This window comes from Escherichia sp. WS3063 (genome assembly GCF_046486595.1).
In the GTDB taxonomy this organism is placed as follows: Bacteria; Pseudomonadota; Gammaproteobacteria; order Enterobacterales; family Enterobacteriaceae; genus Escherichia; species Escherichia coli.
Map to the genome: position 1 here is coordinate 23,453 of NZ_JBJQKY010000028.1, position 23,902 is coordinate 47,354.

Below are 23,902 nucleotides of genomic sequence, written 5' to 3' on the forward strand. Positions count from 1 at the left end.
GGACTCATCCTTAATTATTATTGTAACTTAGACATCCATAATTTTTATTATTGCCTAAATAGTTTTCTTTTATACTTATTTAATTTGAATTTAATGAAGTAAATAAAAGCGTTAAACGTATCACCATTTTTCTTTGCATGTTGGTATTTCACTTGATACTGCTTTTCATTCGTGGCTGGAATAAACGCCACATCATTCCAGCAAGAAGCCTGATAAGCCTCATTAAAATACTTCTGGCAGGGATAATTCGTCCAGTCGTTCCAGGGCTTCGTTACGCCAACATAATGAATCAGCTTAGTATCATCGGTAATGGTCTTTTTATAATCTTCATCGCTTTTATTTTTTAACTCATAGTCAATGCCATAAAAGCAATCATAATCGCCGCTAATAAAAATACAATGACCAAAGAACAGAATATTTAAAATATCCTGATCAAGGCATTTATACTTCGTGTGCTGCGGGTCACTTGCCAGCATAGCAATGGCTTTATTCATAAAATCATTTTTCGCCCACGCTTCAAGCTGCAGATATACTACACCGGCGTTGAAATAATTCCCTGGAAGCCCCTCTATAGCCAGACGCTTCGCTGGTTTTTCCTGCATAAAAGGCACATCTTTAATAACAGCTGCGAATTTATCGCCATCAAAATTAATATCAAGCAATCCAGCTAATGAGCCTTTACAGATGACATCAGCATCGATATATAACAGATTTTCAATAGTTTCACTCAGATACTGGAACGCAACTAAACGGAAGAATGTTGCATAAGACCACTGTTTCAGGCTGGGGAAGATATCAATAAAGGCACTGGATACTTTATAAATTCTTACTTCAACGTTAGCATTTTTGCTGGTAAAAGCATTAACACGTTGTAGATAATCTTCATCAATGTAGTCAGTAAAGAGATGAAACTTAACCGCAAGATCCGGGTTATGCATAACAACTGATTGCATAGATACTGCTGCACCAAATAAAAAGTTGCGGTCAATACCGTAAGCGATATTTAACACACGATCGGTGTTAGCAATTTCCCCAGAGACAGCGACTTCAGTAATACTCTCAGCTAATAAATCCATGTTGGTTCCGTTTTGACTGTGTGGTTTACGCTTTGCCTTTTAATTTTTTAATAAATTTGCGTAGTTTGGTTCTGTAGATTACTGAATAGTAGCCATAATCTTTTATTTCGTTGGCAATACCCAGGTGACGTTCCATGGCCAGACGATCACGAGCTTTACGCTCTGCCGTACAGCTTTTACCGGATAGGTCAATTATCCTGACACCATCTTTACTAACGATAAAGTTACCCCGGTGTGGGTCGCCCGATAGCATATTTAAGGCATGCAATTTTTCCATTGAAGCCTTAATTTCTGCTTTAACATCTTCTGGAATAATCGGCATATCATTGAGCTCTACGCCCTCGACATACTCGATAAGCATGATAAAAACACTGGCATAATTGAAAATTTTACGCTCAGCCAGAAAATAAAAATCATTAGGAAAAGTAAGACCTGCACTTCTGACACGATCGGTTTCAACGATCAAATTCTGATAGTAGTCACCTTTTACAAAAGATTTTAAAAAACGTTCATTCCTTTTCGTTTTCGGAGCAAAGACTTTAAAAACATAGCGACCATATTTCGTATCAATCAACGATACTTTGGTATCATCAATATTACGTAATACTTTTACTGTTTTAAAATTATAGGCCAGTATTTCATCAAAGATTTCTTTATATTTATTATCATTATTTTTGTAATAAAATGAGAAGCCGCGGTAACGTATACTTGTAATCATAAGAGTAATTTATTTCTTAAGCTTGTACTTAATTAATGAAGTTATGCCTTTTATATACTCACCATGGGCAAACAGATGCTTATATTGTTTCTGCATTTCTGCAACAGTCCGCGCCTCTTTAAGAGGATATTTCTTCCAGGGAGATTGTTCACGCGCGATATTAAAGTATGATGCAGACGGATATCCAGCCCAGCTATGCCATGGTTTAGTTATCCCTGTATAGTGAATCAATACTGTTTTATCGGTAATGGTTTGCTGATACTTTCGATGACTACGATCATGAAGTTCGTTTTTCAGGGTATAAATAGTATCAAAATCCTTCGCGAGGTAGATATTATTCATATTAAATGCGATATTCAACGCATCCTGATCTAAATATTTAAGAGAGCCATATTTAGTTTCCCCTCGTAAAAGCGTGAGTAAATACGGTGTCAAATTTGCTTCATGCCATTTTTTAAGATTGACATAGATAACGCCTGCATTGAAATAACGTCCATTCATTTCGGGAATGTTAAGACGTTTTGCACATGCCGCCTGAGTACTATCATTGTCAGGAATAACCGCAGCAAACTCATCTTTAAATATAATTTTTGTGAGAGGTTTCAGACTTCCTTTACAAACGACATCGGCATCCAGATACAGCAGTGTGGAAATACTTTCACTCAGATATTCAAAGGACAATACCCTGAAGTATGTCGCGTACGACCAAAACTGTGACGTCGGCAGATCAGCAAAGTATTTTGGGTCAATTAAATATACAATAATTGAGGTATTAAATTGTTTTGCTGTTTCATTAAATGACTTTAAATAATCATCATCCACATAATCAGTGAAAACATGAAAGACAAAATTAATATCTGAATTATTAATCAAAACGGAAGAAATTGAAACGCCAGCACCATACAAAAAATTCTTATCGATACCGTAGGAAACATTTAGCTCTGGGACGTTTTCTTTTTTATTATCTGCTAAATACGAAAACCGTTCTTTTATAAATTCATTCATTTAACTTTTCTCAATGTCATTTTATTATCTTTAAATAAAAATAATAAATATAATTCATTATCCCGTTAATTGGTTTATTTTGTTTAAAATTATGCTTGGCGCAATAACGAGCATAATTTGAGTTAATTGGCCGCATTAACTGTTCATTTTTCCAGGGCGATGCTTCTTTGGCTTTGATAAATGGCTGCGCGCTTGGATAACCGGCCCAGTAATGCCAGGGTTTTGTCGGGCCGACATAATGAATTAATACGGTTTCATCATTAATTGGACAAATAAATGATTTTTTTAATTCATAATTTAAACTAAATTGCGTATTGTATTTAGCATCAATGAATTTAACTTTCCCTAACAGGATAAGATTTAGTATATCTTGATCCATATAGGTTAAACGGGAAACGACGGCTTTATCAGCAAGCATCGACATCGCTTTAGCAGAAACGGACTCCTGCGCCCACGCAGGTGTATTAATTAACAGGACACCTGAATTAAAGTAACCCTTTTCAAGTTCATTACACTGCAGACTTTGAGCCCGTAACGACCACCAGTTAGCATCGCGTTCAGTAACAACAGCAGCAACGCTATTGGCAAGATCCATTGTTATCAGCGGTTTTAAGGTTCCCTGACAGGCGATATCAGCATCCAGGTACAGGATCTTATCTTGTTGATCAATAAAGTAATCTGCAATTACAAAACGGAAATACATGGCAATAGACCAATTTTTGGTCGTCGGTAATACCTTAAGCCGTTCACAATTTACCAGATGGATCTGGATACAGGTATGATAGCTTTTCGCCAATTGGGATAAACGCTGGATATCGGCGTCAGGGATATCATCAATAAAAACGTGGAAGACAAAACTCACGTCGTTGTTATGTAACAAAACTGACGTGATTGAAACACCACAACCAAAAAGAAAGTTCTGATCAATGCCATAAGCAACATGGAATGATGATGCCACTGACGCCTCTGGCCTTTCATCGAAGATGATTGTCTTATTGATCATCTCTTGTGGATTAAAATAGTGGGCACTCATATTTCTCTCCGGAAATTACAACGATTTTCGAATCGTTCTTTCCCTGATTTTTGTGGCTTTTTCTTCTGCTTGCGACAGCAGCCCTTGTTCCTGCTTGAGAATGTCTTTAAGCGGGGCGACAAAATACACTTTCATAAACCGCCAGATATCCCGTTGAGTCAGGCCAATATTCATCGAAGAAAAATAAAGTCCAATAAGATCTTTATCGCGCCAACGACGTGGAACGCGCGTGCGAAGCTGCGCCCGGTGCAGGTCAATTACTGAAATTTTTAACTCCTCTTCCTTACCGGAAAAAGGCAAGTGCAGCAGGAAATGACAGATATAACAGTCACGGTGGTTAATGCCCGCAGCATGCATATCGCGCACCATCGTCGCGACACGCTTAATAAGCATACGCTTTACGCGAACATCTGGTGGGTTGGTCGCCCAGTCAGCACAGTAATCTTCCAGACTGATGGTTGGTGTCAGATCTTCGGTAATAATAAACGAGGTTCTGGTCAGCGGATTAATGCCTTTTTCGCCGAATGCCACCCCATACATAGTATCAACGCCGACATCCCGCAGTCGATGAATCGCATTCCATTCGCGGTCTGCGCCTAATATTGGCATCCGCAATGAGAGTAAATTTTTGATTATCTCTTTCAGGGTCGTGCCGCGATGCCATTTGAGAAAATAGCTTTTGCCCGCCATTTCAAAGCGCAGAGTGCGGCGAGTTTCCAGTTCACGAAATACCTCACCCTGCAAGGTTTTAACTTCCTCAAAAGGATCTTTACCGCGCCATAACGTGGCAAACGGCTCTTTAAGTTCAACCATCCAGACCACCCGTTATGATGTCCGCCGCTTTCTCTGGCAGACTGTATAAATCTTGTGTATCAGCATAATGTCGCGCATTTTCCGCCCAGGCCTGGCGCAATGAAGATTGCGTTAACGCTTTGCGTAAAATCTCATTCAATGTTTCCTGGCGGAATGGCTCAGCAATAGCCTCGCCGCAATTGGCGTCGACAATATAATGCGCATAGCCACAAACGGCTGTTGTTAGTACCGGTAATCCTGCAGTTATCGCTTCCAGCAACACAATTCCCGCCGCTTCCTGGTAGGCAGGATGAAGTAATAAATCCGCCGCCGCCATTAATTCCGAGACATCGTTGCGCCCCGAGAAGAAGTGAACATTACTGCGCACGCCGCGTTTTTCTGCCAGCGCCTCAAATTTTCGCGGTTTATCCTGCCCAACAACATATAGTAATGTGTTGTGGCGCAGCGAATCCGGTAACGAAGCAAGTGCTTCAATGGAACGATCGACACCTTTACGCGTGAAGTCTGAACCGACCTGCAACAATAAATATTGTTGTTCGGTTATTCCATTCTTCTTACGGAAGATTTCACGGCTATTCGCTGGTTGCTGGCTATATTTACGATCAGGATAAATCCCCGGTGGCAGAATATGAAAACGCTCCGCCTCAGTCTGATAATGTTTCTGGAAATCGGCGATTTGCTTATCTGTCAGCATCAGCAGCTGTGTCGGCTTGCCCTGTTCGAAGGTTGCCCGCTCAAAGGCGGCATAATGGCGATAACGTGACGTCAGGCGATAGAAAAAGCCTTTCTCCTGCGCTACTTTCTCGGCATAACAAACATCAGCGGCATAATAAACGTCCAGCCCCGGCATTTTATTAAATCCAACGACTCTATCGACGGGGTGTTCACGTAAATGTTTTTGCACCCAGGCAAAATATTCCGCATTGCGCCCGTGATTGGTATGCGATTTAACCGGCACTTTGATCAGTTCAAATACATCAGGGCATTCGCCTTCCCACGACTGGGTATAAACCCGAACATGATGACCTCGGGCGGCAACTGTCTGAGCAATGCGCATAAAATCGCGCTGCAAACCGCCAAAGGGAAAATATTTATATAAACAAAAAGCAACGATCATAACGACGTACCTGTCGTGGAGGAGGGAAGTAATTTATCGACAGCTGCAATGACATCTGCCGCCGGAATAACCGAAAGATACATCTCATTTCGGTCACGCTGATCGCGCGTTGGCATTTCCCGGTAATCTCCCGCCCAGAATTGAATCATGTTATTTGACCAGGGACGCCAGAAAATATGGTCTGTCGCACCAAACAGCGATATCAGCGGCGTATTAACTGCAGCGGCAATATGCGCCGGTGCGGAATCAACGCCAATAAACAGCTGCGCATGATCGATTAACGCACCAAGTTCCGGGAAGGTCACCTTTCCGGCCAGCGCCGTTACTGGTGGCGTCTGGCATCCCTGCGCAATTTCATTGACGCAGGCCAGATCGTCTTTATCTGGGCCGGACGTCAGAACGACTTCATAACCACGAGCATGTAAGGCATCAATCACAGCGGAAAACTTGGCGTTGTCCCAGCATTTGAAGATTTGCCGCGCCGTAGGTTGGATAACCACATAATTTTGTCCAACACCAGCGTGATCAAGTTCGCGACGCATACGTTTCCAGCTTGCAGGCGGGTAACTCATGGTTGTCTGCTTCACCAACGATTCAAGTCCCAATGGCGTCAGCACGGATAAGTTACTTTCCACCACATTTCCACCCTGCAACGGCACCAAATGAGTGAAACTATTACGCCAAAAAGCAGACTGCCGATGATGATAATCCTGGGAAATTTTCACACGGGCATTTAATAAGCGAACCAGTATAGCAACCATCCATTGATCGGTAAGATTAACGATAAGGTCATACTTATTGGCACGTAATATCTTGATGAGATGGAAAAAGTTGGCAATTTTTTCTGAGGCTTTTGCTTTTTTATTTTTTATGCCGTAGAGCGCGTTAATCTCTGGATTTTCAGACAGGATCGGGATGGTGTCCTGATAAAGCAGCACATCGATTTTTGCGTCAGGGTAATTTTTTTTCAGCGAACTAATGACGGGAGTAGTTAATAACATATCCCCATGAAAACGCATCTTAATGAGCAAAATTCTTCGAAATGGCTTATCCACAAGTAACTCTTTTTGTTGAGATTATCCGATTAAGGTGAAGCAGAAAAAGCACGCTACCGCCCCAGGCTCAACAGCTACCTGAATACTGATACCGCACTGATATTGACGCGCTAGTGTATCACTTCTTTCGCGGCAATCCGACCCGAATGATTTTTAAGCACATTGTTGATTTTCAATAAAGAAATCAATCAAATAAAATCATTAGCAACCATATTCTTTTACTGTTGCTCTGCGATTCCTTCCTGCACGTACTGCAGAAATCAATGAATCGCATAAAAATACAAAAAAAGTATAGATGTTCAGCAAGAATTGGCGGGTAAATTGCTATTTAAGTCAAAAACGGGAAAAGTAATGGTAAAGCCACAGCTAAATACATAGAATCCCCAGCACATCCATAAGTCAGCTATTTACTATGCTCGAATTGCTTTACACCGCCCTTCTCTACCTTATTCAGCCGCTGATCTGGATACGGCTCTGGGTGCGCGGACGTAAGGCTCCGGCCTATCGAAAACGCTGGGGTGAACGTTACGGTTTTTACCGCCATCCGCTAAAACCAGGCGGCATTATGCTGCACTCCGTCTCCGTCGGTGAAACTCTGGCGGCGATCCCGTTGGTGCGCGCGCTGCGCCATCGTTATCCTGATTTACCGATTACCGTTACAACCATGACGCCAACCGGTTCGGAGCGCGTACAATCGGCTTTCGGGAAGGATGTTCAGCACGTTTATCTGCCGTACGACCTGCCCGATGCGCTTAATCGTTTCCTGAATAAAGTCGACCCTAAACTGGTGTTGATTATGGAAACCGAACTATGGCCTAACCTGATTGCGGCGCTACATAAACGTAAAATTCCGCTGGTGATCGCTAACGCGAGACTCTCTGCCCGCTCGGCCGCAGGTTATGCCAAACTGGGTAAATTCGTCCGTCGCTTGCTGCGTCGTATTACGCTGATTGCTGCGCAAAATGAAGAAGATGGTGCACGTTTTGTATCACTGGGCGCAAAAAATAATCAGGTGACCGTCACCGGTAGCCTGAAATTCGATATTTCTGTAACGCCGCAACTGGCTGCTAAAGCAGTGACGCTGCGCCGCCAGTGGGCACCACACCGCCCGGTATGGATTGCCACCAGCACTCACGAAGGCGAAGAGAGTGTGGTGATCGCCGCACATCAGGCATTGTTACAGCAATTCCCGAATTTATTGCTCATCCTGGTACCCCGTCATCCGGAACGCTTCCCGGATGCGATTAACCTTGTCCGCCAGGCTGGACTAAGCTATATCACACGATCTTCAGGGGAAGTCCCCTCCACCAGCACGCAGGTTGTGGTTGGCGATACGATGGGCGAGTTGATGTTACTGTACGGCATTGCCGATCTCGCCTTTGTTGGCGGTTCACTGGTTGAACGTGGTGGGCATAATCCGCTGGAAGCGGCCGCACACGCTATTCCGGTATTGATGGGGCCGCATACGTTTAACTTTAAAGACATTTGCGCGCGGCTGGAGCAGGCAAGCGGGCTGATTACCGTTACCGATGCCACTACGCTTGCAAAAGAGGTTTCCTCTTTACTCACCGACGCCGATTACCGTAGTTTCTATGGCCGTCATGCCGTTGAAGTGCTGTATCAAAACCAGGGCGCACTACAGCGTCTGCTTCAACTGCTGGAACCTTACCTGCCACCGAAAACGCATTGAGGTTGTTATGCAAAAACGGGCGATTTATCCGGGTACTTTCGATCCCATTACCAATGGTCATATCGATATCGTGACGCGCGCCACGCAAATGTTCGATCACGTTATTCTGGCGATTGCCGCTAGTCCCAGTAAAAAACCGATGTTTACCCTGGAAGAGCGTGTGGCGCTGGCACAGCAGGCAACCGCGCATCTGGGGAACGTGGAAGTGGTCGGGTTTAGTGATTTGATGGCGAACTTCGCCCGTAATCAACACGCTACGGTGCTGATTCGTGGCCTGCGTGCGGTGGCGGATTTTGAATATGAAATGCAGCTGGCGCATATGAATCGCCACTTAATGCCGGAACTGGAAAGTGTGTTTCTGATGCCGTCGAAAGAGTGGTCGTTTATCTCTTCATCGTTGGTGAAAGAGGTGGCGCGCCATCAGGGCGATGTCACCCATTTCCTGCCGGAGAATGTCCATCAGGCGCTGATGGCGAAGTTAGCGTAGCGTTTATGCCGGATGGTATGCCATCCGGCTCGCATCAATTACTTCTGGCACTGCCGACAATAAAACGTTGCCCGCTGCGCATGTTTAGTCGCCACAATCGGCGTACCGCACACCCGACACGGCTCGCCTTTTCGCCCGTAAACCTGCAATTCCTGCGCGAAATAGCCCGGTTTACCATCACTTTGCAGAAAATCTTTCAGCGTTGTACCACCCTGCTCAATCGAACGCAGCAACACCGCTTTAATCACCCGAGCTAACAATTCACACTCTGCCAGCGACAGTGATGACGCCAGCCGATCCGGATGGATCCCCGCCGCAAACAGAGATTCGCTGGCATAGATATTCCCTACCCCTACCACCAGCTTGTTATCCATCAGCCACGGTTTAATCGCCGTTTTTTTCTTCGCGCACTTCTGATGCAGGTACTCACCGTTGAAATCGTCACTAAGCGGCTCCGGTCCAAGATGGGCCAGAACGTTGTGCCCTTCCAGCTCTTTGGTCCATAGCCAGGCACCAAAGCGGCGCGGATCGGTGTAGCGCAGCACTTTGCCGTTGCTCATCACCAAATCCACATGGTCATGCTTTTCAGGGGGAAGTTCTTCTGGAAGGATGCGCAGGCTGCCAGACATCCCCAAATGAATGATAATCCAGCCCTCAGGCAGCTCCAGCAGCAGATATTTAGCCCGGCGCTGCACGCTAAGCACTGGTTGGTCGCTTAAACGGTAGATCTCTTCTGAAACCGGCCAGCGCAAGCGTCCGTTGCGCACCACCGCATGAAGAATGGTTGCACCAACGAGATGCGGTTCTATGCCGCGACGGCTGGTTTCAACTTCGGGTAATTCAGGCATAGCATCTCCAGGAATGAACAGATGCAGTCAATATGGGGGCAAGCAGATAACAAAAAACCCCGCCGGAGCGAGGTTTTTCGTTACATCAAAGCGAGAATTATTTGATTTTCGCTTCTTTGTAGATCACGTGCTGGCGAACAACTGGATCGAATTTTTTCAGTTCCAGTTTTTCCGGCTTAGTACGTTTGTTCTTCGTAGTGGTATAGAAGTGACCAGTACCAGCAGAAGAAACCAGCTTGATTTTCTCACGAATACCTTTAGCCATGATTTATTTCCTCTAAGTACTTAGTACTTTTCGCCACGGGCACGCAGTTCAGCCAGAACTGTATCGATGCCTTTTTTATCGATTACACGCATACCTTTAGCAGATACGCGCAGGGTGACAAAACGCTTCTCGCTCTCAACCCAGAAACGGTGAGAGTGCAGATTCGGCAGGAAACGGCGTTTAGTCGCGTTCAGTGCGTGGGAACGGTTGTTACCGGTCACCGGACGCTTGCCAGTAACTTGGCAGACTCGGGACATGTCTATTCTCCAAAAATCAAATTAGCTCGAGCTTCGTATGGGGTATTGGCGCCTCGTCAGGCTTTACAGCCCGGTCATCGCAGTTCTATGTGAACTCTCGATTGCCAGGCCCAAATGCCAAACCCGAGATTCTCAAAGGTGGCGTAGTATACGCTGACTCAGCGATGTGCTCAAGTCCCGAACAGACAAAGATCCCGAAGGATCGCGCATAGCGGGTTAAATCCAGCCGCGTTCGGCAAAAGAAACATACTCTCCACGCCCAATCACGATATGGTCGAGCACGCGTAAATCCATGAACTGACAACTCTTTATTATCCGTTCAGTAATGAGTTTATCCGCTTTACTGGGTTCAGCACAACCCGAAGGGTGATTATGTGCAAGGATCAGCGCCGAGGCATTTATTTTTATCGCTTCGCGGATAATTTCCCGAGGATGGACTTCAACATGGTTTAGCGTGCCGGAAAAAAGACGGCTATGCGTTATAACCCGGTGTTGTGAGTCGAGAAAGATCACCATAAAGATCTCCCGCTCCTCGCCCGTAAGCTGGCTTTGTAAAAATTCCCTCGTCATCTCCGGGCTGAGTAAAGGGCTTTCTTCACGCATCCGCACGTTGTAGTAACGCCGCGCCAGTTCGGCAATCCCCTTTAACTGGGCGAATTTCGCCACGCCAATTCCATGAACGCCACTAAACTGTTCATATTCAGAGGTTAACAAGCCATAAAGAGAGCCGAAATTCTCCAGCATCTCTTTTGCCAGGGTTAATACATCTTTACCGCGCGTTCCGGTACGCAGAAATAGCGCCAGCAGCTCGACATCCGTTAAGGCGCTAATACCAAACTTCAGCATTTTTTCGCGCGGCATCAACAGCTGTGCATTGTTTTTCACCTTCACCTCCTTTGTGGTGCTCGCATCCTGTCATAGCCGTTCCGTTAAATCGACGGCCAGTTTTCAATCCTGGAAAGCGCCTCGCAAAGTGATTCTCAGGTGAAGGCACGACAACAAAAGTATTGTGATAAAATCGCCAACTTCTGGTGTCACCCAACAGGAAAAATCATCATGAGCCTGGCCGGTAAAAAAATCGTTCTCGGCGTCAGCGGCGGTATTGCTGCCTATAAAACCCCTGAACTGGTGCGTCGTTTGCGCGATCGCGGGGCCGACGTCCGCGTAGCCATGACCGAAGCGGCAAAAGCCTTTATCACCCCACTTAGCTTGCAGGCGGTTTCTGGTTATCCCGTTTCCGACAGTCTGCTGGACCCGGCAGCCGAAGCCGCTATGGGCCATATTGAGCTGGGTAAATGGGCTGATTTAGTGATTCTCGCCCCTGCCACGGCAGATTTGATTGCCCGTGTTGCTGCCGGAATGGCGAATGACCTGGTATCGACGATTTGTCTGGCTACACCTGCGCCTGTAGCCGTGCTCCCCGCCATGAACCAGCAGATGTACCGTGCCGCTGCCACGCAGCATAATTTAGAGGTGCTTGCTTCCCGTGGTTTGCTCATCTGGGGGCCAGACAGCGGCAGTCAGGCTTGTGGTGATATCGGCCCAGGGCGAATGCTCGATCCGTTAACCATTGTGGATATGGCGGTGGCGCATTTTTCGCCCGTCAACGACCTGAAACATCTGAACATTATGATTACCGCCGGTCCGACGCGTGAACCGCTCGATCCCGTGCGTTATATCTCTAATCACAGCTCCGGCAAGATGGGTTTTGCTATCGCCGCCGCCGCAGCCCGTCGTGGCGCGAACGTCACGCTGGTATCAGGTCCGGTTTCACTACCGACGCCACCGTTTGTTAACCGTGTTGATGTGATGACCGCGCTGGAAATGGAAGCCGCCGTGAATGCATCTGTACAGCAGCAAAATATTTTTATCGGTTGCGCCGCCGTGGCGGATTATCGCGCAGCTACCGTGGCCCCAGAGAAAATCAAAAAGCAGGCCACGCAGGGTGATGAATTAACAATAAAAATGGTTAAAAACCCCGATATCGTCGCAGGCGTTGCCGCACTAAAAGACCATCGACCCTACGTCGTTGGATTTGCCGCCGAAACAAATAATGTGGAAGAATACGCTCGGCAAAAACGTATCCGTAAAAACCTTGATCTGATCTGCGCGAACGATGTTTCCCAGCCAACTCAAGGATTTAACAGCGACAACAACGCATTACACCTTTTCTGGCAGGACGGAGATAAAGTCTTACCGCTTGAGCGCAAAGAGCTCCTTGGCCAATTATTACTCGACGAGATCGTGACCCGTTATGATGAAAAAAATCGACGTTAAGATTCTGGACCCGCGCGTTGGGAAGGAATTTCCGCTCCCGACTTATGCCACCTCTGGCTCTGCCGGACTTGACCTGCGTGCCTGTCTCGACGACGCCGTAGAACTGGCTCCGGGTGACACTACGCTGGTTCCGACCGGGCTGGCGATTCATATTGCCGATCCTTCACTGGCGGCAATGATGCTGCCGCGCTCCGGATTGGGACATAAGCACGGTATCGTGCTTGGTAACCTGGTAGGATTGATCGATTCTGACTATCAGGGCCAGTTGATGATTTCCGTGTGGAACCGTGGTCAGGACAGCTTCACCATTCAACCAGGCGAACGCATCGCCCAGATGATTTTTGTTCCGGTAGTACAGGCTGAATTTAATCTGGTGGAAGATTTCGACGCCACCGACCGCGGTGAAGGCGGCTTTGGTCACTCTGGTCGTCAGTAACACATACGCATCCGAATAACGTCATAACATAGCCGCAAACATTTCGTTTGCGGTCATAGCGTGGGTGCCGCCTGGCAAGTGCTTATTTTCAGGGGTATTTTGTAACATGGCAGAAAAACAAACTGCGAAAAGGAACCGTCGCGAGGAAATACTTCAGTCTCTGGCGCTGATGCTGGAATCCAGCGATGGAAGCCAACGTATCACGACGGCAAAACTGGCCGCCTCTGTCGGCGTTTCCGAAGCGGCACTGTATCGCCACTTCCCCAGTAAGACCCGCATGTTCGATAGCCTGATTGAGTTTATCGAAGATAGCCTGATTACTCGCATCAATCTGATTCTGAAAGATGAGAAGGACACCACAGCGCGCCTGCGTCTGATTGTGTTGCTGCTTCTCGGTTTTGGTGAGCGTAATCCTGGCCTGACCCGCATCCTCACTGGTCATGCGCTAATGTTTGAACAGGATCACCTGCAAGGGCGCATCAACCAGCTGTTCGAGCGTATTGAGGCGCAGTTGCGTCAGGTATTGCGTGAAAAGAGAATGCGTGAGGGTGAAGGTTACACCACCGATGAAACGCTGCTGGCAAGCCAGTTGCTGGCATTTTGTGAAGGTATGCTGTCACGCTTTGTCCGCAGCGAATTTAAATACCGCCCGACGGATGATTTTGACGCCCGCTGGCCACTGATTGCTGCGCAGTTGCAGTAAGATGACGCCGGATGATTTACCATCCGGCGTTTTTTATCAAACACCAAACTCTTCGCGATAGGCCTTAACCGCCGCCAGATGTTCCGCCATTTCCGGCTTCTCTTCCAGGTAAGCAATCAGGTCTTTCAGGGTGATGATAGAGATCACTTTGCAGTTGTAATCACGCTCAACTTCCTGAATTGCCGAAATCTCGCCGCGCCCCCGTTCCTGACGATCGAGCGAAATCAATACGCCAGCAAGCGTCGCGCCATTGGCCTGAATAATTTCCATCGACTCGCGGATCGCCGTTCCGGCGGTGATCACATCATCCACCAGCATTACGCGTCCTTGTAACGCGCTACCGACCAGATTGCCACCTTCACCATGGTCTTTTGCTTCTTTGCGGTTAAAGCAGTACGGCAGGTCCAGGTCATGATGCTCCGCCAGCGCCACGGCAGTTGTGGTGGCAATCGGGATCCCTTTGTAAGCAGGGCCAAACAGCAGATCGAACTCAATGCCGGAATCCACCAATGCTTCAGCGTAAAAACGGCCTAACAGTGCCAGATCGCGCCCGGTATTAAACAGCCCGGCGTTGAAGAAATAGGGGCTTTTGCGCCCGGACTTCAACGTAAACTCGCCAAACTTTAACACCTGCTTGCTAAGCGCAAATTCAATAAACTGGCGCTGATATGGTTTCATGCCTTCGCTCCTCATCTTACTTTTCTACAGACAAAAAAAAGGCGACTCATCAGTCGCCTTAAAAATCAGTTTGCCAGCGCCGCCTTCTGCGTCGCTACAATGGATTCGATTCCCCCTCGGGCCAGCGCCAACAAGGTGAGTAATTCTTCGTGGGTGAACGGTTCGCCTTCTGCCGTCCCCTGCACTTCAATGATGCGCCCGTCTTCGGTCATCACTACGTTCATGTCGGTCTCTGCGGCTGAGTCTTCAACGTATTCCAGATCGCAAACCGCTTCGCCGTTGACAATGCCGACAGAAACTGCGGCTACCATCCCTTTCATCGGGTTGGTTTTCAGCTTGCCGTTTTCCACCAGCTTCTGTAGCGCATCTGCCAGCGCCACGCAGGCACCCGTAATCGACGCGGTACGCGTGCCACCATCAGCCTGAAGCACGTCGCAGTCCAGCGTAATAGTGAACTCACCCAGCGCTTTCAAATCTACTGCTGCGCGAAGAGCACGGGCGATCAGACGCTGGATTTCCATTGTGCGCCCACCCTGCTTACCTTTCGCTGCTTCACGCGCGTTACGGGTGTGGGTAGAACGTGGCAGCATGCCGTACTCTGCGGTGATCCAGCCCTGGCCCTGACCTTTCAGGAAGCGCGGCACGCCTTCTTCAATAGAGGCGGTACACAATACTTTGGTATCGCCAAATTCGACCAGCACCGAGCCTTCTGCATGTTTTGTATAGTTACGAGTCAGGGTAACGGGACGCACCTGATTATTGCTACGGCCTGCTGGACGCATATTGAAATCTCCGGCTTGAAACAAATGTGGCTGCGCATTATACGGACTTCCGGCGGTTATTCCTATCCTGACAAGGCATCGATGGCTATAATCCTTCCACCTCTCCTTTTATAAACAGGAACGTCTATGATCCGCAGTATGACCGCCTACGCCCGGCGTGAAATCAAGGGTGAATGGGGGAGCGCAACCTGGGAAATGCGCTCGGTAAACCAGCGTTATCTGGAAACTTACTTTCGTCTGCCGGAGCAGTTCCGTAGCCTTGAACCTGTCGTTCGTGAGCGTATTCGTTCTCGCCTGACGCGCGGTAAAGTGGAATGTACCCTGCGCTATGAGCCAGATGTTAGCGCGCAAGGTGAGCTGATCCTCAACGAAAAACTGGCTAAACAGCTGGTAACTGCCGCGAACTGGGTAAAAATGCAGAGTGACGAAGGGGAAATCAATCCGGTTGATATTCTACGCTGGCCGGGCGTGATGGCAGCCCAGGAGCAGGATCTCGACGCGATTGCCGCTGAAATTCTCGCGGCGTTGGATGGTACGCTGGACGACTTTATCATCGCACGTGAAACCGAAGGTCAGGCGCTGAAAGTGTTGATTGAGCAGCGTCTGGAAGGCGTCAGCGCCGAAGTGGTCAAAGTCCGCGCCCATATGCCGGAAATCCTGCAATGGCAGCGTGAGCGTCTGGTCGCGAAGCTGGAAGATGCTCAGGTGCAACTGGAAAACAACCGTCTGGAGCAGGAGTTGGTTCTGCTGGCACAACGAATTGACGTTGCCGAAGAACTGGATCGCCTCGAAGCGCATGTCAAAGAGACCTACAACATTCTGAAGAAAAAAGAAGCGGTTGGCCGTCGTCTGGACTTTATGATGCAGGAGTTCAACCGCGAGTCGAACACTCTTGCTTCGAAGTCTATCAATGCCGAAGTGACAAACTCCGCGATTGAGCTGAAAGTGTTGATTGAGCAGATGCGCGAGCAGATTCAGAACATTGAATAACTCGTAACGCCAATTCTTCCTTTTCAGCCTTCACAAATGCCGCCCACTCAAACAGAGCGGCATTTTTCCTCCCCGCAACATTCAATTCTGTTTTGCGTGCCTGCTCCAGATTTTGCGATGTTTTTTTGCCCAGCGCAGTGAGAACGTGAGATACTCACAACTGTATATAAACACAGTTGTAAACTTACTTTCCTTGCAATCGATATCACATGGAGTGGGCAATGAACGAACATCATCAACCTTTTGAAGAAATACGGCATTATGGCACTGAAGGGCAAGAATTTTGGTCAGCGAGAGAATTGGCTCCGTTACTGGATTATCGGGACTGGCGCAATTTTCAAAAGGTACTGGCCCGCGCGACTCAAGCGTGCGAAGCCAGCAATCAAGCTGCATCTGACCATTTCGTTGAAACCACCAAAATGGTTGTATTAGGTTCAGGGGCTCAACGAGAACTTGAAGATGTTCATCTCTCCCGCTATGCCTGTTACCTGGTAGTACAAAACGGCGACCCTGCGAAACCGGTTATTGCGGCAGGGCAAACTTATTTTGCTATCCAGACCCGACGGCAGGAGCTGGCTGACGATGAAGCTTTCAGGCAACTTCGTGAAGACGAAAAGCGTCTTTTTCTGAGAAATGAGTTGAAAGAACATAACAAACAATTAGTTGAGGCAGCGCAGCAAGCTGGGGTAGCGACAGCTACCGATTTCGCCATATTTCAGAATCATGGTTACCGGGGACTGTATGGTGGATTAGATCAGAAAGCCATCCATCAGCGGAAGGGGCTGAAAAAGAGTCAGAAGATCCTGGATCATATGGGTTCAACAGAACTGGCGGCTAATCTCTTTCGAGCTACCCAAACAGAAGAAAAACTCAAGCGGGATGGCGTGAATTCAAAACAGCAAGCTAATACCACACACTTTGACGTGGGTAGCAAGGTGAGGCAAACCATTCAGGAACTTGGCGGAACCATGCCTGAAGAGTTGCCGACCCCGCAGGTCAGCATCAAGCAGTTGGAAAACAGTGTAAAAATTACAGAGAAGAAATAGCAGAAACTAAAAACTCTTTTTGTTGATTGAGATACCCGATGCGTAAGCCAAAGTCCAGGTGCGGTGAACACAATGGCTAAACATTGCACCTTTCTTTTCCACCCTCAATTTTAACCTATTTTTTCTTATGCATTTTCTCAGACAAGAAGTCAGAAGAATACATCTACGCTACAGAAAATAGCGATTTCACATAACTAAAAGTTATCAATTTCCTCTCACCTTAAAAAATCTCAATCGTGACAATACGCACAAATCGCTACCCTGCCAGACAGATTTTTAGGGAGAGAACCATGCTGTTACACATTTTGTATTTGGTTGGCATTACTGCCGAAGCCATGACGGGGGCGCTGGCGGCCGGACGACGGCGCATGGATACATTTGGCGTAATTATTATTGCGACCGCCACCGCAATTGGCGGAGGGTCAGTGCGCGATATTCTGCTGGGCCACTATCCGCTCGGCTGGGTCAAACACCCGGAATATGTGATTATTGTCGCTACCGCCGCAGTACTCACCACTATCGTTGCTCCTGTAATGCCTTACCTGCGCAAAGTGTTTCTGGTGCTCGATGCGCTCGGACTGGTAGTCTTTTCTATCATTGGCGCACAGGTTGCACTGGATATGGGACACGGCCCGATCATTGCCGTTGTCGCAGCTGTGACGACCGGCGTATTTGGCGGCGTTTTGCGCGATATGTTCTGTAAACGCATCCCACTGGTATTCCAGAAAGAGTTGTATGCCGGTGTCTCATTTGCCTCCGCCGTGCTGTACATCGCGCTGCAACATTATGTTTCTAACCATGATGTGGTGATTATCTCCACCCTGGTATTCGGCTTTTTTGCCCGCTTACTGGCGCTACGTCTTAAGCTGGGATTACCGGTCTTTTACTACAGCCACGAAGGTCACTAAGGTTCAAAACCTGTGATCTGCTGGGCAGCCAGCCAACTGCCCAGCTTCTTGATTTGCGCATTTTCCTTCCATTCAATAACCTGTCTGGCGCGCCCCGATCCAGTCCCCGGCAACTGCTGCCAGAACTGTTCTGTGCTAAATAAAAGTTGCGACCAGGACCGTTCATCACTGGCATTAAGCGCCGCCCGGGTTAGCGGTATTCCCATTGCCATCACCCAGCGAGTAAAAGGCTGCTGACGAGCCAGATTAAATTGATGCCATAACTGCGCACTTTTACTTTTCGCGATCCCCGGCGTGTTCTGTAATTGCTCTGGCGTTAATAAAAGCCAGGAAAAGATATGCTCAAAGCGATGAGTCTGATGCAGCGCGCGCCAGCCGGCCTCACCAATGCCATCCAGCCCAAGAACCTGTTTTGACCCCAGCCAGACTAAGCGTGAAATGAACTGTTCCTGACAAACATCAGAAGCAAAGTAGCAGGTCAACGAGTTAAAGCGGTTTTCTGGTGGTGTCGGTTTTGTACGTTCTGCACCGCGCCAGACCACATCATCAATGCGAGGAATACCCTGACCGGCAAGGCTGACGAGGATCTGATCACCAGGCGCAATATCCCACTCCTGCCAGCGCCTGACGGAACCAATATTCACCCGCTGGACTTTTTTATCATCCAGCATGACAGGTGCGAGTGACGCAACCACCGATATTTTACCGCTCTTACCCACCGCAAACTGAATCGCCTTCACTTCGGCAACCTGAGCTACAGGTTGATATTTCCAGGCCACCAGCCACTCCGCCTGGCCCGGTAGCCAATGACGGGATTCGGGTTCTTTCGCCGCTCGCACAACCACGCCATCGGTGACGAAGGGTAATTTTGCTTTCCACCACTCATTGCGTACGTGCGCAACCTCATCAGCATTTTTAACCGCACGGGTATACGTCTGCGTTAGAGTAAAACCTGCGGTAGCCAGCTCCTTTAAACGATCGGTCATTAACTGCGGTCCATCCGGCCATGCCCAGACAAAAACAGCCAGTGAGTTTAGCGTATCGCTATTCCCCTGGCGCATCATCAGGCCAGCAACTTTTGCGCGGGCATTTATTCCCCCCATTTGTTGTTGGATATGCCCCTTACGCTTGAGAAATATTTCCCCCTGAAGCGTGCTGTTGGCTAAAGGCCCGCTAACGGTTTGCGGCACAGCGGAAATTAAGCGAACTTTCTGCGTCCAGTCCTCGCCTTTCAGGCCATTACCGCGACTGATTGCTTTGTTCAGTTTCCCGTCCCGATAAACCAGGGTTACCGCAACGCCATCAACTTTTGGCTGCACCCAAAGATCGCTACGTTCGCGCATCCACAGACTTAATGCGTTTTTATCCGCCATTTTGCGTACACCCGTATGGGCAACCGGATGCATAACCGCACCGTTTAAAGGCGGCATCATAGCGTCGCGAGTCTCGTTCCCAAAACAGCGTTGCCACTGCGTGAGACGGGCGCTTAACTGATCGTAAACACCGTCTTCCACCTCACTTTTCCCTTCCTTCCAGTAGTCATCGTCCCACTGTTTTATTTGCTGTTGCAGGCGGGAAATTTCTTCCTGTGCTCTGGCTGGCGACCAGGCCGGACAGACTGCCCACGCCGATGATTGCCAGCACAAGATACTTATTAATATCGCCATCCATACTTTCATCATCACCTCCGCTGTAGATAGTCAGGCAGATATACAACGTGATGAAAGCAAAGCCGAGTGGCAAAAACGGAGTCTGCGAGGACGCTTCCTGAGAATCGTCTTTATTGCAGTGAATGACAGGCAAATGCGGAAGCAGCTACGCAAAACGCAACAACTTTGCGCAAAAAGTGTGAGCAAGGGCTACGTCACATGCCCGCGCCGTGTATAATAAGCTCGTATGTAGGCTTTATTTCGCTAATCACATACGAAAGATACTCATGGCTCAAGGCACGCTTTATATTGTTTCTGCCCCCAGTGGCGCGGGTAAATCCAGCCTGATTCAGGCTTTATTAAAAACCCAACCGTTGTATGACACCCAGGTTTCTGTTTCACACACCACACGCCAACCGCGTCCTGGTGAAGTCCACGGTGAACATTATTTCTTTGTTAATCATGATGAATTTAAAGAAATGATTAGCAGAGATGCGTTCCTCGAACACGCAGAAGTTTTTGGTAATTACTATGGCACTTCGCGTGAGGCCATTGAGCAAGTACTGGCGACCGGTGTCGATGTTTTTCTCGATATCGACTGGCAGGGTGCGCAGCAAATTCGCCAGAAGATGCCGCACGCGCGGAGTATCTTTATTTTACCGCCGTCCAAAATTGAACTGGACCGCCGTCTACGCGGTCGCGGTCAGGACAGCGAAGAGGTCATTGCAAAGCGTATGGCGCAAGCTGTTGCAGAAATGAGCCATTACGCCGAATATGATTACCTGATTGTGAATGATGACTTCGATACCGCGTTGACCGATTTGAAGACCATTATTCGCGCCGAACGTCTGCGCATGAGCCGCCAAAAGCAGCGTCATGACGCTTTAATCAGCAAATTGTTGGCAGACTGAACCTGATTTCAGTATCATGCCCAGTCATTTCTTCACCTGTGGAGCTTTTTAAGTATGGCACGCGTAACTGTTCAGGACGCTGTAGAGAAAATTGGTAACCGTTTTGACCTGGTACTGGTCGCCGCGCGTCGCGCTCGTCAGATGCAGGTAGGCGGAAAGGATCCGCTGGTACCGGAAGAAAACGATAAAACCACTGTAATCGCGCTGCGCGAAATCGAAGAAGGTCTGATCAACAACCAGATCCTCGACGTTCGTGAACGCCAGGAACAGCAAGAGCAGGAAGCCGCTGAATTACAAGCCGTTACCGCTATTGCTGAAGGTCGTCGTTAATCACAAAGCGGGTCGCCCTTGTATCTGTTTGAAAGCCTGAATCAACTGATTCAAACCTACCTGCCGGAAGACCAAATCAAGCGTCTGCGGCAGGCGTATCTCGTTGCACGTGATGCTCACGAGGGGCAAACACGTTCAAGCGGTGAACCCTATATCACGCACCCGGTGGCGGTTGCCTGCATTCTGGCCGAGATGAAACTCGACTATGAAACGCTGATGGCGGCGCTGCTGCATGACGTGATTGAAGATACTCCCGCCACCTACCAGGACATGGAACAGCTTTTTGGTAAAAGCGTCGCCGAGCTGGTAGAGGGGGTGTCGAAACTTGATAAGCTCAAGTTCCGCGATAAGAAAGAGGCGCAGGCCGAAAACTTTCGCAAGATGATTATGGCGATGGTGCAGGATATCCGCGTCATTCTCATCAAACTTGCCGACCGTACCCACAACATGCGCACGCTGGGCTCACTTCGCCCGGACAAACGTCGCCGCATCGCCCGTGAAACACTCGAAATTTACAGCCCGCTGGCGCACCGTTTAGGTATCCACCACATTAAAACCGAACTCGAAGAGCTGGGTTTTGAGGCGCTGTATCCCAACCGTTACCGCGTAATCAAAGAAGTGGTGAAAGCCGCACGCGGCAACCGTAAAGAGATGATCCAAAAAATCCTCTCTGAAATCGAAGGGCGTTTGCAGGAAGCGGGAATACCGTGCCGCGTCAGTGGTCGCGAGAAGCATCTTTATTCGATCTACTGCAAAATGGTGCTCAAAGAGCAGCGTTTTCACTCAATCATGGACATCTACGCTTTCCGCGTGATCGTCAATGATTCCGACACCTGTTATCGCGTGCTCGGGCAAATGCATAGCCTGTACAAGCCGCGTCCGGGTCGCGTGAAAGACTACATCGCCATTCCAAAAGCGAACGGCTATCAGTCTTTGCACACCTCGATGATTGGCCCGCACGGCGTGCCGGTTGAGGTCCAAATCCGTACCGAAGATATGGATCAGATGGCGGAGATGGGTGTTGCCGCGCACTGGGCTTATAAAGAGCACGGCGAAACCAGCACCACCGCGCAAATCCGCGCCCAGCGCTGGATGCAAAGCCTGCTGGAGCTGCAACAGAGTGCCGGTAGCTCGTTTGAATTTATCGAGAGCGTTAAATCCGATCTCTTCCCGGATGAGATTTACGTTTTCACACCGGAAGGGCGCATTGTCGAACTGCCTGCCGGTGCAACGCCCGTCGACTTCGCTTATGCGGTGCATACCGATATCGGTCATGCCTGCGTGGGCGCGCGTGTCGACCGTCAGCCTTACCCGCTGTCGCAGCCGCTTACCAGCGGTCAAACCGTTGAAATCATTACCGCACCGGGCGCTCGCCCGAATGCCGCGTGGCTGAACTTTGTCGTCAGCTCGAAAGCGCGCGCCAAAATTCGTCAGTTGCTGAAAAACCTCAAGCGTGATGATTCTGTAAGCCTGGGACGTCGTCTGCTCAACCATGCGTTGGGTGGTAGCCGTAAGCTCAATGAAATCCCGCAGGAAAATATTCAGCGCGAGCTGGACCGCATGAAGCTGGCAACGCTTGACGATCTGCTGGCTGAAATCGGCCTTGGTAACGCAATGAGCGTGGTGGTCGCGAAAAATCTGCAACATGGGGACGCCTCCATTCCACCGGCAACCCAAAGTCACGGACATCTGCCCATTAAAGGTGCCGATGGCGTGCTGATCACCTTTGCGAAATGCTGCCGCCCTATTCCTGGCGACCCGATTATCGCCCACGTGAGCCCCGGTAAAGGTCTGGTGATCCACCATGAATCCTGCCGTAACATCCGTGGCTACCAGAAAGAGCCAGAGAAGTTTATGGCTGTGGAATGGGATAAAGAGACGGCGCAGGAGTTCATCACCGAAATCAAGGTGGAGATGTTCAATCATCAGGGCGCGCTGGCAAACCTGACAGCGGCAATTAACACCACGACCTCGAATATTCAAAGTTTGAATACGGAAGAGAAAGATGGTCGCGTCTACAGCGCCTTTATTCGTCTGACCGCCCGTGACCGTGTGCATCTGGCGAATATCATGCGCAAAATCCGCGTGATGCCAGACGTGATTAAAGTCACCCGAAACCGAAATTAATGTTTTATGAACCCAACACGTTATGCACGTATCTGCGAAATGCTCGCCAGGCGGCAGCCTGATCTGACCGTCTGCATGGAGCAGGTCCACAAACCTCATAACGTTTCTGCGATTATTCGTACCGCAGATGCCGTTGGTGTACATGAAGTTCATGCTGTCTGGCCTGGTAGCCGGATGCGCACCATGGCTTCGGCAGCTGCGGGTAGTAACAGCTGGGTACAGGTGAAAACGCACCGCACCATTGGCGATGCCGTCGCTCATCTGAAAGGCAAGGGCATGCAGATTCTGGCAACCCATCTTTCTGATAACGCTGTCGATTTCCGCGAAATTGATTACACTCGCCCGACCTGTATTTTGATGGGACAGGAGAAAACAGGCATCACGCAGGAAGCGTTGGCCCTGGCGGATCGGGACATCATCATTCCGATGATTGGCATGGTGCAATCGCTGAATGTTTCCGTTGCCTCAGCCCTCATTCTTTACGAAGCCCAGCGCCAGCGGCAAAATGCGGGCATGTACCTGCGTGAAAACAGCATGTTGCCGGAAGCAGAGCAACAACGCCTGTTGTTTGAAGGCGGCTATCCGGTGCTGGCGAAAGTCGCAAAACGCAAAGGCCTGCCTTACCCCCACGTCAATCAGCAGGGCGAAATTGAAGCTGATGCCGACTGGTGGGCTACCATGCAGGCTGCAGGATAAGTGCC

At 48.8% G+C, this 23,902-nt stretch carries 26 protein-coding genes; 12 read left to right on the forward strand and 14 right to left on the reverse strand.

Annotated features, from left to right (window positions below; genetic code table 11):
* Positions 1–47: 47 nt before the first annotated feature.
* The 7 genes from ACJHYW_RS20745 to rfaQ are packed head-to-tail and all read right to left on the reverse strand — an operon-like array spanning position 48 to position 6,817.
* Positions 48–1,076: a UDP-galactose--(galactosyl) LPS alpha1,2-galactosyltransferase gene (locus ACJHYW_RS20745; RefSeq protein WP_000364801.1), complete on the reverse strand. Its 1,029-nt coding sequence runs from the start codon at positions 1,074–1,076 to the stop codon at positions 48–50.
* Between the two features lie 25 nt (positions 1,077–1,101).
* On the reverse strand, positions 1,102–1,794 hold the full coding sequence (gene rfaY / locus ACJHYW_RS20750) for a lipopolysaccharide core heptose(II) kinase RfaY (protein ID WP_000633097.1): 693 nt from the start codon (positions 1,792–1,794) through the stop codon (positions 1,102–1,104).
* A 9-nt stretch (positions 1,795–1,803) separates the two neighbouring features.
* Positions 1,804–2,799 (reverse strand): glycosyltransferase family 8 protein, encoded by a 996-nt coding sequence (locus ACJHYW_RS20755; RefSeq protein WP_001001734.1) that lies wholly within the window; start codon positions 2,797–2,799, stop codon positions 1,804–1,806.
* A gap of 16 nt (positions 2,800–2,815) precedes the next feature.
* Positions 2,816–3,832 (reverse strand): lipopolysaccharide 3-alpha-galactosyltransferase, encoded by a 1,017-nt coding sequence (gene waaO / locus ACJHYW_RS20760; RefSeq protein ID WP_001272756.1) that lies wholly within the window; start codon positions 3,830–3,832, stop codon positions 2,816–2,818.
* A gap of 15 nt (positions 3,833–3,847) precedes the next feature.
* Positions 3,848–4,645 (reverse strand): lipopolysaccharide core heptose(I) kinase RfaP, encoded by a 798-nt coding sequence (gene rfaP / locus ACJHYW_RS20765; protein WP_001361563.1) that lies wholly within the window; start codon positions 4,643–4,645, stop codon positions 3,848–3,850.
* Positions 4,638–5,762 carry a glycosyltransferase family 4 protein gene (locus ACJHYW_RS20770; RefSeq protein WP_000634259.1) on the reverse strand — a complete coding sequence of 375 codons (1,125 nt, stop codon included), beginning with the start codon at positions 5,760–5,762 and terminating at the stop codon, positions 4,638–4,640. The genes rfaP and ACJHYW_RS20770 overlap by 8 nt, the downstream gene beginning before the upstream one ends.
* Positions 5,759–6,817, reverse strand: a complete 1,059-nt coding sequence (gene rfaQ / locus ACJHYW_RS20775; protein WP_000360395.1) for a lipopolysaccharide core heptosyltransferase RfaQ — start codon at positions 6,815–6,817, stop codon at positions 5,759–5,761. The genes ACJHYW_RS20770 and rfaQ overlap by 4 nt, the downstream gene beginning before the upstream one ends.
* A gap of 412 nt (positions 6,818–7,229) precedes the next feature.
* Between rfaQ and waaA the strand changes: the two genes are divergently transcribed.
* Together waaA and coaD are read left to right on the forward strand one after the other, a co-directional pair.
* Positions 7,230–8,507 (forward strand): lipid IV(A) 3-deoxy-D-manno-octulosonic acid transferase, encoded by a 1,278-nt coding sequence (waaA, locus tag ACJHYW_RS20780; RefSeq protein WP_000891574.1) that lies wholly within the window; start codon positions 7,230–7,232, stop codon positions 8,505–8,507.
* 7 nt (positions 8,508–8,514) lie between these two features.
* Complete coding sequence (coaD, locus tag ACJHYW_RS20785; RefSeq protein WP_001171866.1) at positions 8,515–8,994, forward strand: pantetheine-phosphate adenylyltransferase; 480 nt, start codon at positions 8,515–8,517, stop codon at positions 8,992–8,994.
* 38 nt (positions 8,995–9,032) lie between these two features.
* Here the strand turns inward: coaD and mutM are convergent, their stop codons facing one another.
* The 4 genes from mutM to radC all read right to left on the reverse strand — a co-directional run bounded on the left by mutM (position 9,033) and on the right by radC (position 11,249).
* Positions 9,033–9,842 (reverse strand): bifunctional DNA-formamidopyrimidine glycosylase/DNA-(apurinic or apyrimidinic site) lyase, encoded by an 810-nt coding sequence (mutM, locus tag ACJHYW_RS20790; RefSeq protein WP_001114533.1) that lies wholly within the window; start codon positions 9,840–9,842, stop codon positions 9,033–9,035.
* Between the two features lie 97 nt (positions 9,843–9,939).
* The gene (gene rpmG, locus ACJHYW_RS20795; protein WP_001051798.1) at positions 9,940–10,107 is read right to left on the reverse strand and encodes a 50S ribosomal protein L33; all 168 of its coding nucleotides are present in this window, start codon (positions 10,105–10,107) and stop codon (positions 9,940–9,942) included.
* Between the two features lie 20 nt (positions 10,108–10,127).
* Positions 10,128–10,364, reverse strand: coding sequence for a 50S ribosomal protein L28 (gene rpmB / locus ACJHYW_RS20800; protein ID WP_000091955.1), 237 nt, complete (start codon positions 10,362–10,364; stop codon positions 10,128–10,130).
* Between the two features lie 216 nt (positions 10,365–10,580).
* Complete coding sequence (gene radC, locus ACJHYW_RS20805) at positions 10,581–11,249, reverse strand: RadC family protein (protein WP_001297375.1); 669 nt, start codon at positions 11,247–11,249, stop codon at positions 10,581–10,583.
* Between the two features lie 171 nt (positions 11,250–11,420).
* On the opposite strand from radC, the gene coaBC reads away from it, so the two are divergent.
* The 3 genes from coaBC (at position 11,421) to slmA (ending at position 13,780) form a co-directional block, all read left to right on the forward strand.
* On the forward strand, positions 11,421–12,641 hold the full coding sequence (gene coaBC, locus ACJHYW_RS20810) for a bifunctional phosphopantothenoylcysteine decarboxylase/phosphopantothenate--cysteine ligase CoaBC (RefSeq protein ID WP_000050149.1): 1,221 nt from the start codon (positions 11,421–11,423) through the stop codon (positions 12,639–12,641).
* The gene (gene dut, locus ACJHYW_RS20815; RefSeq protein WP_000976070.1) at positions 12,619–13,077 is read left to right on the forward strand and encodes a dUTP diphosphatase; all 459 of its coding nucleotides are present in this window, start codon (positions 12,619–12,621) and stop codon (positions 13,075–13,077) included. Before coaBC ends, dut begins: the two co-directional genes overlap by 23 nt.
* A 106-nt stretch (positions 13,078–13,183) precedes the next feature.
* Entirely contained in the window at positions 13,184–13,780 is a 597-nt protein-coding gene (slmA, locus tag ACJHYW_RS20820; protein ID WP_410233376.1) for a nucleoid occlusion factor SlmA, read from the forward strand.
* A 36-nt stretch (positions 13,781–13,816) separates the two neighbouring features.
* Here slmA and pyrE read toward each other — a convergent pair whose 3' ends face one another.
* Positions 13,817–14,458 carry an orotate phosphoribosyltransferase gene (pyrE, locus tag ACJHYW_RS20825; RefSeq protein ID WP_000806177.1) on the reverse strand — a complete coding sequence of 214 codons (642 nt, stop codon included), beginning with the start codon at positions 14,456–14,458 and terminating at the stop codon, positions 13,817–13,819.
* Between the two features lie 65 nt (positions 14,459–14,523).
* Entirely contained in the window at positions 14,524–15,240 is a 717-nt protein-coding gene (gene rph / locus ACJHYW_RS20830) for a ribonuclease PH (RefSeq protein ID WP_001247093.1), read from the reverse strand.
* Positions 15,241–15,366: 126 nt separating this feature from the next.
* Here rph and ACJHYW_RS20835 point away from each other — a divergent pair, with 126 nt between their 5' ends.
* From ACJHYW_RS20835 to ACJHYW_RS20845, 3 genes are all read left to right on the forward strand, one after another.
* Positions 15,367–16,230 carry a YicC/YloC family endoribonuclease gene (locus ACJHYW_RS20835; protein ID WP_000621328.1) on the forward strand — a complete coding sequence of 288 codons (864 nt, stop codon included), beginning with the start codon at positions 15,367–15,369 and terminating at the stop codon, positions 16,228–16,230.
* A gap of 221 nt (positions 16,231–16,451) precedes the next feature.
* Positions 16,452–17,276 (forward strand): DNA damage-inducible protein D, encoded by an 825-nt coding sequence (gene dinD, locus ACJHYW_RS20840; protein WP_001361559.1) that lies wholly within the window; start codon positions 16,452–16,454, stop codon positions 17,274–17,276.
* Between the two features lie 290 nt (positions 17,277–17,566).
* A complete protein-coding gene (locus ACJHYW_RS20845; protein ID WP_000924289.1) occupies positions 17,567–18,184 on the forward strand; it encodes a trimeric intracellular cation channel family protein in 618 nt (205 codons plus the stop codon).
* Here ACJHYW_RS20845 and ligB read toward each other — a convergent pair.
* Entirely contained in the window at positions 18,181–19,863 is a 1,683-nt protein-coding gene (gene ligB, locus ACJHYW_RS20850; RefSeq protein ID WP_001361558.1) for an NAD-dependent DNA ligase LigB, read from the reverse strand. The two genes, ACJHYW_RS20845 and ligB, sit on opposite strands and share 4 nt — an antisense overlap.
* 257 nt (positions 19,864–20,120) lie before the next feature.
* Between ligB and gmk the strand changes: the two genes are divergently transcribed.
* The 4 genes from gmk to trmH are packed head-to-tail and all read left to right on the forward strand — an operon-like array spanning position 20,121 to position 23,897.
* Positions 20,121–20,744, forward strand: coding sequence for a guanylate kinase (gene gmk, locus ACJHYW_RS20855; RefSeq protein ID WP_001295237.1), 624 nt, complete (start codon positions 20,121–20,123; stop codon positions 20,742–20,744).
* Positions 20,745–20,798: 54 nt separating this feature from the next.
* Positions 20,799–21,074, forward strand: coding sequence for a DNA-directed RNA polymerase subunit omega (rpoZ, locus tag ACJHYW_RS20860; RefSeq protein WP_000135058.1), 276 nt, complete (start codon positions 20,799–20,801; stop codon positions 21,072–21,074).
* An 18-nt stretch (positions 21,075–21,092) separates the two neighbouring features.
* On the forward strand, positions 21,093–23,201 hold the full coding sequence (spoT, locus tag ACJHYW_RS20865; protein ID WP_000280488.1) for a bifunctional GTP diphosphokinase/guanosine-3',5'-bis pyrophosphate 3'-pyrophosphohydrolase: 2,109 nt from the start codon (positions 21,093–21,095) through the stop codon (positions 23,199–23,201).
* A gap of 6 nt (positions 23,202–23,207) precedes the next feature.
* Positions 23,208–23,897, forward strand: coding sequence for a tRNA (guanosine(18)-2'-O)-methyltransferase TrmH (gene trmH / locus ACJHYW_RS20870; RefSeq protein WP_410233377.1), 690 nt, complete (start codon positions 23,208–23,210; stop codon positions 23,895–23,897).
* Positions 23,898–23,902 lie beyond the last annotated feature (5 nt).